Annotated in this window: 12 protein-coding genes; 9 read left to right on the top strand and 3 right to left on the bottom strand. The window is 64.4% G+C overall.

Going from position 1 to position 12,980, the window contains the following annotated elements; genetic code table 11:
* Position 1: 1 nt before the first annotated feature.
* The gene (locus HGB41_RS01950; protein ID WP_171080555.1) at positions 2 to 730 is read left to right on the top strand and encodes an amino acid ABC transporter ATP-binding protein; all 729 of its coding nucleotides are present in this window, start codon (positions 2 to 4) and stop codon (positions 728 to 730) included.
* A gap of 159 nt (positions 731 to 889) precedes the next feature.
* On the top strand, positions 890 to 2,071 hold the full coding sequence (locus tag HGB41_RS01945) for an FAD-dependent oxidoreductase (RefSeq protein ID WP_171080553.1): 1,182 nt from the start codon (positions 890 to 892) through the stop codon (positions 2,069 to 2,071).
* Positions 2,072 to 2,081: 10 nt separating this feature from the next.
* Here the strand turns inward: HGB41_RS01945 and HGB41_RS01940 are convergent, their stop codons facing one another.
* From HGB41_RS01940 to map, 3 genes are all read right to left on the bottom strand, one after another.
* The gene (locus HGB41_RS01940) at positions 2,082 to 2,828 is read right to left on the bottom strand and encodes a pseudouridine synthase (RefSeq protein WP_171080551.1); all 747 of its coding nucleotides are present in this window, start codon (positions 2,826 to 2,828) and stop codon (positions 2,082 to 2,084) included.
* 62 nt (positions 2,829 to 2,890) lie between these two features.
* Positions 2,891 to 5,461: a [protein-PII] uridylyltransferase gene (locus HGB41_RS01935; RefSeq protein WP_171080549.1), complete on the bottom strand. Its 2,571-nt coding sequence runs from the start codon at positions 5,459 to 5,461 to the stop codon at positions 2,891 to 2,893.
* A 10-nt stretch (positions 5,462 to 5,471) separates the two neighbouring features.
* Positions 5,472 to 6,305 (bottom strand): type I methionyl aminopeptidase, encoded by an 834-nt coding sequence (gene map / locus HGB41_RS01930; RefSeq protein WP_171080547.1) that lies wholly within the window; start codon positions 6,303 to 6,305, stop codon positions 5,472 to 5,474.
* A 408-nt stretch (positions 6,306 to 6,713) separates the two neighbouring features.
* Here map and rpsB point away from each other — a divergent pair, with 408 nt between their 5' ends.
* The 7 genes from rpsB (at position 6,714) to ispC (ending at position 12,980) form a co-directional block, all read left to right on the top strand.
* The gene (gene rpsB, locus HGB41_RS01925; protein ID WP_171080545.1) at positions 6,714 to 7,466 is read left to right on the top strand and encodes a 30S ribosomal protein S2; all 753 of its coding nucleotides are present in this window, start codon (positions 6,714 to 6,716) and stop codon (positions 7,464 to 7,466) included.
* Between the two features lie 154 nt (positions 7,467 to 7,620).
* Positions 7,621 to 8,529, top strand: a complete 909-nt coding sequence (tsf, locus tag HGB41_RS01920) for a translation elongation factor Ts (protein WP_171080543.1) — start codon at positions 7,621 to 7,623, stop codon at positions 8,527 to 8,529.
* 193 nt (positions 8,530 to 8,722) lie between these two features.
* A complete protein-coding gene (pyrH, locus tag HGB41_RS01915; protein WP_171080541.1) occupies positions 8,723 to 9,439 on the top strand; it encodes a UMP kinase in 717 nt (238 codons plus the stop codon).
* A 48-nt stretch (positions 9,440 to 9,487) separates the two neighbouring features.
* Complete coding sequence (gene frr / locus HGB41_RS01910) at positions 9,488 to 10,048, top strand: ribosome recycling factor (RefSeq protein ID WP_171080539.1); 561 nt, start codon at positions 9,488 to 9,490, stop codon at positions 10,046 to 10,048.
* A 125-nt stretch (positions 10,049 to 10,173) separates the two neighbouring features.
* Entirely contained in the window at positions 10,174 to 10,926 is a 753-nt protein-coding gene (gene uppS / locus HGB41_RS01905; protein ID WP_171080537.1) for a polyprenyl diphosphate synthase, read from the top strand.
* A 22-nt stretch (positions 10,927 to 10,948) separates the two neighbouring features.
* Positions 10,949 to 11,779 (top strand): phosphatidate cytidylyltransferase, encoded by an 831-nt coding sequence (locus HGB41_RS01900; protein WP_171080535.1) that lies wholly within the window; start codon positions 10,949 to 10,951, stop codon positions 11,777 to 11,779.
* A 13-nt stretch (positions 11,780 to 11,792) separates the two neighbouring features.
* The gene (ispC, locus tag HGB41_RS01895; protein ID WP_171080533.1) at positions 11,793 to 12,980 is read left to right on the top strand and encodes a 1-deoxy-D-xylulose-5-phosphate reductoisomerase; all 1,188 of its coding nucleotides are present in this window, start codon (positions 11,793 to 11,795) and stop codon (positions 12,978 to 12,980) included.

The following is a 12,980-nucleotide window of genomic DNA, read 5'->3' as shown; positions in this document are numbered from 1 at the left end:
GATGATCGTTCTCGATAAAGTCAACAAGTGGTATGGCGACTACCACGCGCTCGTGGATGTCAGCGAGCGCGTCGAAAAAAATGAAGTGGTGGTCGTGTGCGGGCCGTCGGGCTCGGGCAAGTCCACCCTGATCCGCACCCTCAACCGGCTGGAAGACATCGACAGCGGCAGCATCGCCATCGATGGACGCGACATCCATGCCAAAGGCAGGGACGTGAACGCCCTGCGCGCCGGCATCGGCTTCGTCTTCCAGCAATTCAACCTGTTCCCGCACCTGACCGCACTCGAGAACTGCACCCTGGCGCCCGTCAACCTGAAGCGGGCCACGCCGAAGGAAGCACGTGAGTTCGCAATGAGCCTGCTGGAGCAGGTAGGCCTGGCGCACAAGCGCGACGCCTATCCCGGCGAGCTGTCGGGCGGCCAGCAGCAGCGCGTGGCAATCGCGCGGGCGCTGGCGATGCGCCCGGCCATCATGCTGTTCGACGAGCCGACCAGCGCGCTCGACCCGGAGATGGTGGGTGAGGTGCTGCAGGTAATGCGCTCGCTGGCGCAGGGCGGCATGACGATGGTGTGCGTCACCCATGAAATGGGCTTTGCGCGCGAGGTCGCGGACCGGATCCTCTTCATGAGCGAAGGGAACATCCTGGAACGCGCCACCCCCGAAGCCTTCTTCAACAATCCGCAGCACCCGCGCGCGCAGCAGTTCCTGGCCGACCGTAACCGCGGCTGAGTCCCTGTCCCGGATACCTGGCGCCGCGGATGCGGGCCGCATAATCGGTGGCCCGCGGCTGCAATCCCCGTATTCCGGCCTCTCCCGGCCGGCGCAGCTCACCTATAATTCCGGGTTGTCGGCAAGCGGCTGTCGCGACGCCGGCGCACGGAGGATGGGATGCTTCGATCGAACCTGAAGGGCTGCCGCGTCGGCATCGTGGGCGCGGGCAGCGCCGGACTGGCCACGGCGATTGCCATGGCGCGGGACGGCCATGAGGTCGGGGTCTTCGAGAAGCATCCGTCGCTGGCCACGCTCGGCGCCGGCGTCTTGATCCAGCCGCAGGGCATCGCCGCGCTGGAAGATCTCGGAGTCGCGCAGGCCTTCGAGGCGGCCAGCGTGCCGATCGAACGACTGGTCGGACTGAGCCATCGCGGCTGGAAGCTGGTCGACATCGACTACCGTGGCCAAGAGGCACGCGCCGTCAGCCGCTCGGCGCTGGGCAGGGTGCTGCAGCGGGAATGCCTGCGCCTGGGCGCCAGCCTTCATTTCGGCGCCGATGTCACCGGTGTCCGTTCGGAAGGCGAACGCGGCATCATCGACGTGAATGGCGCGCCGCGCGAATTCGACATCGTCGTCATCGCCAACGGCGCGACCTCCAGCTTGAGCGCGCAATGCAGCCTGGCGACGGCGTCGACGCCCTATGCCTGGGGCGCCTTGTGGTCGCTGATTGACCTGCCGGATTGGCAGGCTCCTACTCAACTCCTGCAACGCTACGGCGGCACGCGCCGCATGTTCGGCATCATGCCGACCGAACGCCTGCCCCACGCCCTGCGCGTTTCCGTCTTCTGGAGCCTGCACCGGGACAAGTACACAGCGTGGCGCGCCGCCCCCATCGAGGATTTCAAGCGCGAGCTGTTGGCGCTCTGGCCCGAATCCGGGTCGCTGGTCGAGCGCATCCATTCGCACGAGCAGTTCGCGTTTGCAGCCTACTGCCACGCTCGCCCAAAGCGCCTGGCGGCCGGCCCGATCGCCATCGTCGGCGATGCGGCGCATGCCATGAGCCCGCAGCTGGGGATGGGAACGACCTTGGCGGTGCAGGATGCGCTGGCGCTGGCGACCAAGGTGGCGCAGCATGGGCCGGCCGTGGGACTGGAACGCTACAGCGCCGGGCGCCTGCGTACGGTGCGCGCCTACCAGGCGCTGAGCCGCGCGCTGACGCCGTGCTTCCAGTTTGAAGCTAATGGCTGGTGGCGTGACCTGGCCTTTGCCGGCTCGCTTTACCTGCCTGGGACGCGCTACCTGATGCACCGCTCGATCGCAGCGCCGCGGCGCTGCGCCAGGGCGGCCTGGGCCGCTTAAAACCGCCGCGTTAAAACTGTTCCTCTGGGAGCAGGTAGCGCCACTGCCCCACCGGCAGGTCGCCCAGCTTCACTTTGCCGATCCGCACGCGCTTGAGGCCGACCACCTTGAGCCCGACCATGTCGCACATCCGGCGGATCTGGCGCTTCTTGCCTTCTTTCAGCGTGAAGCTGAGCTGGTCTTCGTTCTGCCAGCGCACCTTGGCCGGCAGCAGCGGCTTGCCGTCCATCCACAGGCCGAAGCACAGCTTCTTCAGGTCCGACTCCGGTAGCGTGCCTGGCTTGGTGTATTCCACCCGCACCAGGTATTCCTTCTCGACCGAGGTCGTTTCGCCGATCAGCTGCTTGGCGACGCGGCCGTCCTGGGTCAGCACCAGCAGGCCCACCGAATCGATGTCGAGGCGGCCGGCCGGCACCAGGCTGCGCAGCTGGGTCGGGTGGAAGTTTTCCTTCGATGGATCGTCCGGCCAGCGGTTCTCCGGTTTGATCAGGGCCACCGCCGGCGTGTAGCCGTCTTCGGCCTGGCCGCTCACATAGCCCATCGGCTTGTTGATCAGGATGGTCACGCGCTTCGACTGCTCGGCCGCCGCCTGGCGCTCGACCGTGATGCGCTGGGTCGGCAGCACCTTGCTGCCCAGTTCCGAGACGACCTGGCCGTCCACCCGCACCCAGCCACGGGCGATCCATTCATCGGCTTCGCGGCGCGAGCACAGGCCGAGTTCGGACATACGTTTGGAGAGGCGGAGTGGTTCAGTCATCGGGCAACAGTAAAAAGTAAGGGTAAAAAAAGGCAGGCCAGGCTTGAACGTCAGGCCAGGCGCTAGATCTTGAGTGCATCCAGCAGCTCGGTTTCGAGCTGCACCTGCACGCGCGGGTTGTTCAGGGCCGGGCCATCGACCAGGAACACGTCTTCGACGCGCTCGCCCAGGGTCAGGATTTTTGCCGTGTGCAGGTTGATGCGGTAGCGCGCCAGCACGCTGGCGATCGCGTACAGCAGGCCGGTGCGGTCGTTGGCGGCCACCGACAGCACGTAGAACTGGCCGCGCTCGTCGGGGCGCAGGTCCACCGTCGGCGTGATCGGGAAGGTGCGCGACAGACGCGACAAACGGCCGCGGCTGAAGGGTGGGAGCGGGTCCTGCGCCAGCAGCAGGGCGCACAGCTCGTGTTCGATGAGGCTGATGATGTCGCGGTAGCTGCCGGCGAAGGTTTCGTCGGTCACCATGAAGGTATCGAGCGCGTAGCCGTGGCGCGTGGTGTGGATCTTGGCGTCAAGGATTGAAAAGTTCTTGCGGTCGAAATAGCTGCAGATGCGCGCGAACAGGTCGGGCTGGTCCTTGATGTAGACCGCCACCTGCAGGCCTTCGCCGATCGGCGCCAGGCGCGCACGCACCACCGGCCGGTCGCTGTCCACCTTGTCGATCAGGGCGCGGGTCTGCCAGGCGATGTCGGAGGCGTCGTGGCGCAGGAAGTAGGCGACGTCGAGCTGCTGCCAGAGCGCTTCGTGGGCATCGGCGTTCAGGCCGAACAGGCGCAGCGTGGCCAATGCTTCTTTCTGGCGCACGCGCAGTTCGCGGTCGGCGCTGTGCGGCTCGCCCCCCAGCACCCGCAGCGTGGTCTTGTACAGGTCTTCCAGCAGCTTGGCCTTCCAGGCGTTCCAGACCTTGGGGCTGGTGCCGCGGATGTCGGCCACCGTGAGCAGGTAGAGCGCGCTCAGGTGGCGCTCGTCCTTCACCAGGGCCGCGAAGGCCGCGATCACGTCCGGATCGGACAGGTCCTGCTTCTGCGCCACCGTCGACATGGTCAGGTGCTGCTGCACCAGGAAGACCACCAGTTCGGTGTCGCGCTCGGGCAAGCCATGGCTGCGGCAGAAGTCTTCCGCATCCTGCATCCCGAGCTCGGAATGGTCGCCGCCGCGGCCCTTGGCGATGTCGTGGAAGAGGGCGGCCACGTAGAGCAGCCAGCGGTCGCGGAAGTTGGCGATCAGCTGGCTGCAGAACGGGTATTCGTGCGCATGCTCGGGCATCGTGAAGCGGCGCAGGTTGCGCACCACCATCATGATGTGCTGGTCCACCGTGTAGACGTGGAACAGGTCGTGCTGCATCTGGCCGATGATGCTGCGGAAGGCCGGCAGGTAGCGCCCCAGCACGCCCATGTCGTTCATGCGGCGCAGCGCATGTACCAGGCCGCTCGGGGCCTGCAGGATGCGCAGGAACTGGGCCTTGTTGAACGGGTCGGCGCGGTAGGCGTCGTCGATGCAGTTGCGCGCATGCCAGAGCGCGCGGATGGTGCGCGCGGTCATGCCCTTGAGGTCGGGGCGCTCGGTCATCGCCACGAAAATGCCCAGCACCGCCGGCGGGTGGCGCTCGAAGATGTCGCCCGCGGCGATGTCGATGAAGCCATTCACCTCGTTGAAATAGGCATTCAGCGGGGCGGCCGAGGACGGGCGCGGGAACAGCTGGGCTTCGATGTTCTGCAGCAGGATGGTGTTGAGCTGGGTGACCGTCTTGGCCGCCCAGTAGTAGCGCTGCATCAGGAATTCGCTGGCGCGCCGGCCCTCAATGTTTTCCAGGCCGAAGGTCTTGGCGATCGGGGTCTGGACGTCGAACACCAGCCGGTCTTCGCGCCTGCCCGTCTGCAGGTGCAGGCGCACGCGGATGTCCTTGAAGGCGTATTCCTTCTCCATCAGCTGGCGCGCCTCGGTGCGCGTGATGAATTTTCCGCGCGCGAGCTGGCTCCACGATTCCGCCAGGCGCGCGGCCTTGGCCACCCACAGGATCACCTGCAGGTCGCGCAGCGCGCCCGGGCTTTCCTTGACATTCGGCTCGAGCGAGAACGCGGTGTACTCGTACTTGGCATGGCGCAGGCGCATTTCGGCGGTCTTGGCGCGGAAGAAAGCCTGCGGGTCCATGGCTTCGCGGTAGCGGCGCTGCAGTTCGGCGAACAGCTGCGCGTCGCCGGTGACCAGGCGCGCTTCCAGCAAACTGGTTTGCACCGTGATGTCCGCTCTAGATTCGACCAGGCATTCGTCGACGGTGCGGATGCTGTGGCCGATCTCCAGGCCCAGGTCCCAGAACAGCTGCACCAGCGATTCCAGCTTGGCCTGGGTGATGGCGTCGGCCGGCTGGCCGAGCAAGACCAGCAGGTCGACGTCGGAATAGGGGAACAACTCGCCGCGCCCGTAGCCGCCGACGCCCACCAGGGCCGTCCCGGCGGGCAGTCCGGCGGCGAGCCATGCGTCCGTCAGCACGCCGTCGACGCAGGTGCGCAGGCCACGCAGCAGTTTTTCCGGCTTGCCGTCCTGGTGGAAGGCGTCGATCAGGACCTGCCGCTCGGCCTTGAGCCGCTGGCGCAGTTGCGTGCGCGAGCTGTCGGCCAGTAGGGGCTGTCCCATGACCGGATCCTCAGGCCGCGACCGCCGCGCCCTGTTCCAGCAGCGGCAGCACGATGGCCGGCGGCGGCGGGGTGCCGGCGGACTGGGTCAGGATCTCGAAACCGGTCTCGGTGACCAGCACGGTGTGCTCCCACTGCGCCGACAGGCTGCGGTCCTTGGTCTTGATGGTCCAGCCGTCAGGCATTTCCTTGATCTCCCGGCGGCCGGCATTGATCATCGGCTCGATCGTGAAGATCATGCCCGCCTCGAGCTTTTCCAGCGTGCCCGGACGGCCGTAATGCAGCACCTGCGGCTCTTCGTGAAACACGCGGCCGATGCCGTGGCCGCAGAATTCGCGCACCACGCTATAGCCATTCTTCTCGGCGTGCTGCTGGATCACGTGGCCGATGTCGCCCAGGTGGGCGCCGGCTTTCACCTTTGAGATGCCCAGCCACATGCACTCGTAGGTGACCTCGGACAGGCGGCGCGCCAGGATCGACGGCTCGCCGACCAGGAACATGCGGCTGTTATCGCCGTGGAAGCCATCCTTGATGACGGTGACGTCGATGTTCAGCGCGTCGCCGCTCTTGAGCACCTTGTCGCCCGGGATGCCGTGGCAGATCACGTCGTTGACCGAAGTGCAGACGGCTTTCGGGTAGGGCGTATAGCCGGGCGGGGCGTAGTTCAGCGGCGCCGGGGTCGAGCCCTGCACGTTGCTCATGTATTCGTGGCACAGGCGGTCGAGCTCGCCGGTGGTCACCCCGGGCTTCACGAAGGGCGTGATGTAATCGAGCACTTCGGCGCCAAGGCGGCCAGCCAGGCGCATGCCTTCGATTTCGTCAGGGGTCTTGATGGAAATGGACATAATGGATGTCGTATGAAAATAGGTAGGGCACAGGGCGCTGTGTAATATCTGGCCATTATAAGGGATGTTGCCGCGCATCGTAGGGTGGGCAAGTCCCTTGCCCACGCGTTCAACAAGGATAGGATTAGCCGCAGCGCGTGTTCAATCGATGGTTGAACGCGCGGGCGTACGTAATTCCGGGCATTGCCCGAAATTACCCCGCCCACCCTACGGTACACCGTATTTTCGCCGCCGCATCCCACGTCGTGCTTGATAACAAACCCAAATCCCGCTAGAATCTCGGGTTGCTCGTATTCGCATCGAGCAATGTTGCAAAAAACATCTTTTTAAATGAAATCGCGAGTGTGGCCGACAAAGGGTGCCTAAACGGTGACTGGCCACATTCAAGACTTAACCCTGGAGAAATTCATGTCCGTTACTATGCGCGAAATGCTGGAAGCCGGTATTCACTTCGGCCACCAGACCCGTTTCTGGAACCCAAAGATGGCGCCGTTCATCTTCGGTCATCGCAACAAAATCCACATCATCAACCTGGAAAAAACCATGGCGATGTACCAGGATGCGATGAAAACCATCAAGCAGATCTCGGCTAACCGCGGCACCATCCTGATGGTCGGCACCAAGCGCCAGGCCCGCGACATCATCGCTGCTGAAGCCCAGCGCGCTGGCGTGCCTTACGTCGACCAGCGTTGGCTCGGCGGCATGCTGACCAACTTCAAGACCATCAAGACCTCGATCAAGCGCCTGAAGGAAATGGAAGCCCAGATCGAAGACGGTTCGGTCGAGAAGCTGTCGAAAAAAGAAGCGCTCATGTTCGAACGCGAAATGGTCAAGCTGCAGAAGTCGATCGGCGGCATCAAGGACCTGGGCGGCGTGCCTGACGCGATCTTCGTCGTCGACGTCGGCTACCACAAGGGCACCATCACCGAAGCCGGCAAGCTGGGCATCCCGGTCATCGGCATCGTCGATACCAACCACTCGCCAGAAGGCGTCACCCACGTGATCCCGGGTAACGACGACTCGTCGAAGGCTATCACCCTGTACGCACGCGGCGTTGCCGATGCGATCCTGGAAGGCCGTGCCAACGCCACCAACGAAGTTGCCGAGATGGTCAAGGCAGCCGGCGGCGACGACTTCGTCGAAGTTTCCGAGCAAGCATAATTGAGCGGCAGGCGCGTCCTGCCGTGAGATTCGAAGGGGGCGCCGAGCCGTGGCACGAGCCCCCCTTTTTTTAAGCACAAGATTCAGCAATCAAACATCGTGTGGCTGTCCGCTGGACGACCGCACTTTCTACACCAAATTAGGAGAAAACAACATGGCAGCAATTACTGCAGCGATGGTGGGTGAACTGCGCGCGAAGACCGACGCGCCTATGATGGAATGCAAGAAAGCACTGACCGAGGCCGATGGCGACATGGGCCGTGCAGAAGAGATCCTGCGCGTCAAGCTGGGCGGCAAGGCATCGAAGGCAGCTGCTCGCGTGACCGCCGAAGGCGTGGTCGCCACTTATATCTCCGGCAACGTCGGCGCGCTGGTCGAAGTCAACAGCGAAACCGACTTCGTCGCCAAGAACGATGAATTCCTGGCCATGGTCAACCTGGCAGCACGCCTGGTCGCCGAGCAGAACCCGGCCGACGTCGCCGCCCTGTCCGCGATCCCGCACGAAGGCAAGACCTTCGACGACGTGCGTACGGCACTGATCGGTAAAATCGGCGAGAATATGACCGTTCGCCGTTTCCAGCGTTTCGAAACCACCGGCAAGCTGGCCTCCTACCTGCACGGTACCCGCATCGGCGTGATGGTCGAGTTCGAAGGCGCGGACGAGCAGGTCGGCAAGGACGTGGCGATGCACATCGCTGCAATGAAGCCGGTGTCGCTGTCGGCTGACCAGGTGCCTGCCGACATGATCGAAAAAGAGCGTTCGGTGGCTCAATTGAAAGCCCAGGAAGACGCCGACAAGGCCGTCGCCGAAGGCAAGCAGCCACAATCGGCCGAGATCGTCTCGAAGCGTATCGACGGCTCGGTGCAGAAGTACCTGAAAGAAGTCTCGCTGCTGAACCAGACGTTCGTCAAGAACGACAAGCAGTCGGTCGAGCAGATGCTGAAGGCCGCTGGCGCCACCGTGAAGTCGTTCACGATGTACGTCGTCGGCGAAGGCATCGAGAAGAAGGTAGACGACTTCGCAGCAGAAGTCGCAGCACAGATGGCTGCCAACAAGCAGTAATCAACAGCGGGCCGTAAGGCCCGTTTTTGTAGGTGGGTGGTGTGCGCGGGGGTTATCGCTGCGCATGTAAACCGCAGGCCCGCAGCAGCACCGCGAGCCGCACCACCCGCATTCATCTGCCGCACACAGATGAGACCAGCAAACCAGCGCCGGTCAGACCCGAATACGAACACAACATAGGAGCCGCTTCATCATGACAAAACCAGCCTACAAACGAGTCCTTCTCAAACTGTCTGGCGAAGCGCTGATGGGTGACGACCAGTTCGGCATCAACCGCGCCACCATCGACCGCATGGTGGCCGACGTGGCCGAAGTGGCGAAGCTGGGCGTGGAAGTGGCAGTGGTGATCGGCGGCGGCAACATCTTCCGCGGTGTCGCCCCGGGCGCCCAGGGCATGGACCGCGCTACCGCCGACTACATGGGCATGCTGGCCACCGTCATGAACGCGCTGGCCCTGGCCGACGCGATGCGCCATGTGGGCATCACCGCACGCGTGATGTCGGCCATCGCCATCGAGCAGGTGGTCGAGCCTTACGTGCGCCCGAAGGCCCTGCAATACCTCGAAGAAGGCAAGGTCGTCGTGTTTGCCGCCGGCACCGGCAACCCCTTCTTCACGACCGATACCGCGGCCGCGCTGCGCGGCGCGGAAATCTCGGCCGAGATCGTCCTGAAGGCGACCAAGGTCGACGGCGTCTACAGCGCCGACCCGAACAAGGACCCGCACGCGACCCGCTACGAGTCGATCACCTTCGACGAAGCGATTTCCAAGCACCTGCAGGTGATGGACGCCACCGCCTTCGCCCTGTGCCGCGACCAGAAGCTGCCGATCAAGGTGTTCTCGATCGTCAAGCCGGGCGCGCTCCTCCGCGTGGTGATGGGTGAAGACGAAGGTACACTTGTACACGTCTGAGATTGAATGTAGTTGAACCTTTTGAATCAAGAAAAACAGGAGAGCAGCATGTCCTTAGCTGATGTGAAGAAAAACGCCCAGGAGCGCATGGCCAAGTCCATCGAGACCCTGCGTGCCAACCTGGCCAAGGTCCGTACCGGCCGCGCCCACGCCGGCATCCTCGACTCCGTGATGGTCGACTATTACGGTTCGCCGACCCAGATTTCGCAGGTCGCCAACCTGACCCTGATCGACGCCCGCACCATCGGCGTGCAGCCGTTCGAAAAGAAGATGGCTGCCGCCATCGAGCGCGCGATCCGCGACTCCGACCTGGGCCTGAACCCGTCGTCGCAGGGCGAGATGATCCGCGTCCCGACCCCGGCGCTGACCGAAGAACGCCGCAAGGAAATGGTCAAGCTGACCAAGAACGAAGGCGAAGATGCCAAGATCGCCGTGCGCAACATCCGCCGCGACGCGAACGAGGCGGTGAAGAAGATGGTCAAGGACAAGACCGCGTCGGAAGACGACGAGCGCCGCTCCTCGGACGAAATCCAGAAGCTGACCGACAAGTTCGTCGCCGAGATCGACAAGCTGCTGGCCGACAAAGAAAAAGACATCATGACCGTGTAAGACCTGGCGCGCGAGCGCCAAGGCGGACCGGCCCCGGCATTGCTGCGGCCGGTCCGAATCCCTTTTACGACCGGCTGCCGCGGCCCTGGTTCTGCCGACCGCCCTCAGCCCTGCTGGATGCACCAATGTTCAAAAGTTCGACCACAGCCGTACCCGAAGGGCTCGCCGTACCGCGCCACATCGCCATCATCATGGACGGCAATGGCCGCTGGGCGACCAAACGCCTGCTGCCGCGCGTGGCCGGCCACGTCAAGGGCGTGGAGGCGGTGCGCGGCGTCGTCGAGGCCTGCGTCGAACGCGGCGTCGAATACCTGACCCTGTTCGCCTTCTCGTCGGAAAACTGGCGCCGCCCGGCCGAAGAAGTCTCGCTGCTGATGCGCCTGTTCGTAACCGCGCTCGAGCGCGAAGTGTCGAAAATGCACGCGAATAACATCCGCCTGAAAGTCGTGGGCGACCTTAGCCGCTTCGATGCGAAGCTGCAGGACATGATCGCCGCGGCCGAGCGCCGCACCGCCAACAACAGCCGCCTGACGGTCAGCGTCTGTGCCAACTACGGCGGGCGCTGGGACATCATGCAGGCCACCAGCAAGATGGTGGCGGCCAACCCGGGCGTGACGGACTACACCGAAGAGATGCTGGCGCCGCACCTGGCGATGGCCTACGCGCCCGAGCCCGACCTGTTCATCCGCACCGGCGGCGAAGAACGCATCTCCAATTTCCTGCTGTGGCAATTGGCCTACTCGGAACTGTACTTTACCCAGACCTTCTGGCCCGACTTCACCAAGGCCTCGCTGGACGAAGCGATCGGCTCATTCCAGAACCGCGAGCGCCGTTTCGGCCAGACCGGCGACCAGGTGGCCAAGAAGACCAACGCATAAGCCCAACGCAAAAAAACCACCGATGCTCAAAACCCGGATCCTCACCGCGCTCGTGCTGCTGGCAGTTTTGCTGCCGGTCCTGTACCTCAACAACTTCATGGCCTTCGCGGTGCTTGTCTCGGCGTTTTTCGGCGCCGCGATCTGGGAGTGCTTCCGCCTGTTCAATCCGGGCACCAGGATGGCGCCGGTCATCGCCGCCTTCTGGACTGCGGCCTTCGTCTACGCCTTCTTCATCTCGCCCAGCACCAATACCACCTTCTGGTTCGCCATCAGCGTGCTGGTCTGGGCGCTGCGCTTCGCGCCTTCGCTCAAGCTCGGCCTACCGGCGCTGAACAGTACCAGCAACACTTTCCTCAGCCTGGTGTACGCCATCGCGGTGGTTGGCTGCTTCGCCGCGATCGTGACGCTGTTCGCGTATTCGCCACTCTACCTGCTGTCGGTGATGGCGATCGTGTGGGTTGCCGACATCTTCGCCTACTTCTCCGGCAAGGCCTTCGGCAAGCGCAAGCTGGCGCCGTCGATCTCGCCGGGTAAATCGTGGGAGGGCGCCATCGGCGGCTGCATCGCGGTGCTGGTGATCGCCACCCTGAGCATCGTGCTGGGTAGCGAGCTGATGGAGCAAACCTTCGCCGCGCGCGTGCAAGCCAGCCTCGGCTGGGGTGCGCTGGCCGCGGTACTCATCCTCATCGTCGCGGCCAGCGTGGTCGGCGACCTGTTCGAATCCCAGCTCAAGCGCCGCGCCGGCATGAAGGACAGCAGCAACCTGCTGCCCGGCCACGGCGGCGTGCTGGACCGCGTCGACGCGCTCGTCCCGGTCCTGCCCCTGGCGGCCCTGATCGGCGCCTGGCTCTAGTAAGGAAGAAACCATGCAACGTATCACCATCCTGGGCGCCACCGGCTCGATCGGCGCCTCGACCCTCGACGTGCTCGCCCGTCATCCCGAGCAATACAGCGTGTACGCACTGACCGCGCATGGCCGGGTCGAAGAACTCGCCGACGCCTGCCGCCGCTTCAAGCCGGCGCGCGCAGTCGTCGGCACCCCGGAAGCCGCGCAGCGCCTGGCGCAGCTGCTTGCCGGCCTGCCGACCGTCGTCGAACACGGCGAGCAGGCACTGTGCGACGTCGCCTCGTGCCTGGAGGTCGATACCGTGATGGCGGCCATCGTCGGCGCCGCCGGCCTGGCCCCGGCGCTGGCTGCCGCTCGCGCCGGCAAGAAAATCCTGCTGGCCAATAAGGAAGCGCTGGTCATGTCCGGCCAGCTGTTCATGGATGCGGTGCGCGAGAACCGCGCCACGCTGCTGCCGATCGACAGCGAGCACAATGCAATCTTCCAGTCGCTGCCGCAAGGGTTTGCAAGTGAGTATGCGCGCGACCCGCAGGCCGCCGGCGTGGCCAAGATCCTGCTGACCGCCTCCGGCGGCCCCTTCTTGATGCGCGCGGTCGAGACGCTTGAAGCGGTCACGCCCGACGAAGCCTGCAAGCACCCGAACTGGGTCATGGGCCGCAAGATCTCGGTCGACTCCGCGACCATGATGAACAAGGGCCTGGAAGTGATCGAGGCCCATTGGCTGTTCGGCGCACCGGCCGACCTGATCGAAGTCGTGATCCACCCGCAAAGCGTGATCCACTCGATGGTCTCCTACGTCGACGGCTCGGTGCTGGCCCAGCTGGGCAACCCGGACATGCGCACCCCGATCGCCCATGCGCTGGCCTTCCCGGAGCGGATCGCTTCCGGCGTGCCGCAGCTCGACCTGACGCAAATGGCCGCGCTCCAGTTTTACCAGCCCGACTTCGGGCGCTTCCCGTGTTTGGCACTGGCCTTCGACGCGCTGCGTGCGGGCGGCACCGCACCTGCTTTGCTGAACGCCGCCAACGAAGTCGCGGTACAGTCCTTCCTTGACCGCGAAATCGGCTTCCGCGACATCGACCGCGTGATCGCGCGCGTGATGGACGCCGTGCCGCACGGCCCGGCGCCCTCGATCGAAGCGGTGCTGGCGCAGGATGCGCGTGCGCGCGAGTCCGCGCGCGGCTTTATCGCTCAATTGCGGAGGTAA

This window comes from Telluria aromaticivorans, assembly GCF_013003915.1.
Classification (GTDB): domain Bacteria; phylum Pseudomonadota; class Gammaproteobacteria; order Burkholderiales; family Burkholderiaceae_D; genus Telluria; species Telluria aromaticivorans.
The sequence above is the reverse complement of the archived record's forward strand: the minus strand, read 5'-3'. Positions and strand labels throughout refer to the sequence as shown.

Bases quoted from the DNA above. Each gene is read 5' to 3' on its own strand.
- HGB41_RS01950 (WP_171080555.1), top strand. From the start codon at position 2: ATGATCGTTCTCGATAAAGTCAACAAGTGGTATGGCGACTACCACGCG.
- HGB41_RS01945 (WP_171080553.1), top strand. From the start codon at position 890: ATGCTTCGATCGAACCTGAAGGGCTGCCGCGTCGGCATCGTGGGCGCG.
- HGB41_RS01940 (WP_171080551.1), bottom strand. From the start codon at position 2,828: ATGACTGAACCACTCCGCCTCTCCAAACGTATGTCCGAACTCGGCCTG.
- HGB41_RS01935 (WP_171080549.1), bottom strand. From the start codon at position 5,461: ATGGGACAGCCCCTACTGGCCGACAGCTCGCGCACGCAACTGCGCCAG.
- map (WP_171080547.1), bottom strand. From the start codon at position 6,305: ATGTCCATTTCCATCAAGACCCCTGACGAAATCGAAGGCATGCGCCTG.
- rpsB (WP_171080545.1), top strand. From the start codon at position 6,714: ATGTCCGTTACTATGCGCGAAATGCTGGAAGCCGGTATTCACTTCGGC.
- tsf (WP_171080543.1), top strand. From the start codon at position 7,621: ATGGCAGCAATTACTGCAGCGATGGTGGGTGAACTGCGCGCGAAGACC.
- pyrH (WP_171080541.1), top strand. From the start codon at position 8,723: ATGACAAAACCAGCCTACAAACGAGTCCTTCTCAAACTGTCTGGCGAA.
- frr (WP_171080539.1), top strand. From the start codon at position 9,488: ATGTCCTTAGCTGATGTGAAGAAAAACGCCCAGGAGCGCATGGCCAAG.
- uppS (WP_171080537.1), top strand. From the start codon at position 10,174: ATGTTCAAAAGTTCGACCACAGCCGTACCCGAAGGGCTCGCCGTACCG.
- HGB41_RS01900 (WP_171080535.1), top strand. From the start codon at position 10,949: ATGCTCAAAACCCGGATCCTCACCGCGCTCGTGCTGCTGGCAGTTTTG.
- ispC (WP_171080533.1), top strand. From the start codon at position 11,793: ATGCAACGTATCACCATCCTGGGCGCCACCGGCTCGATCGGCGCCTCG.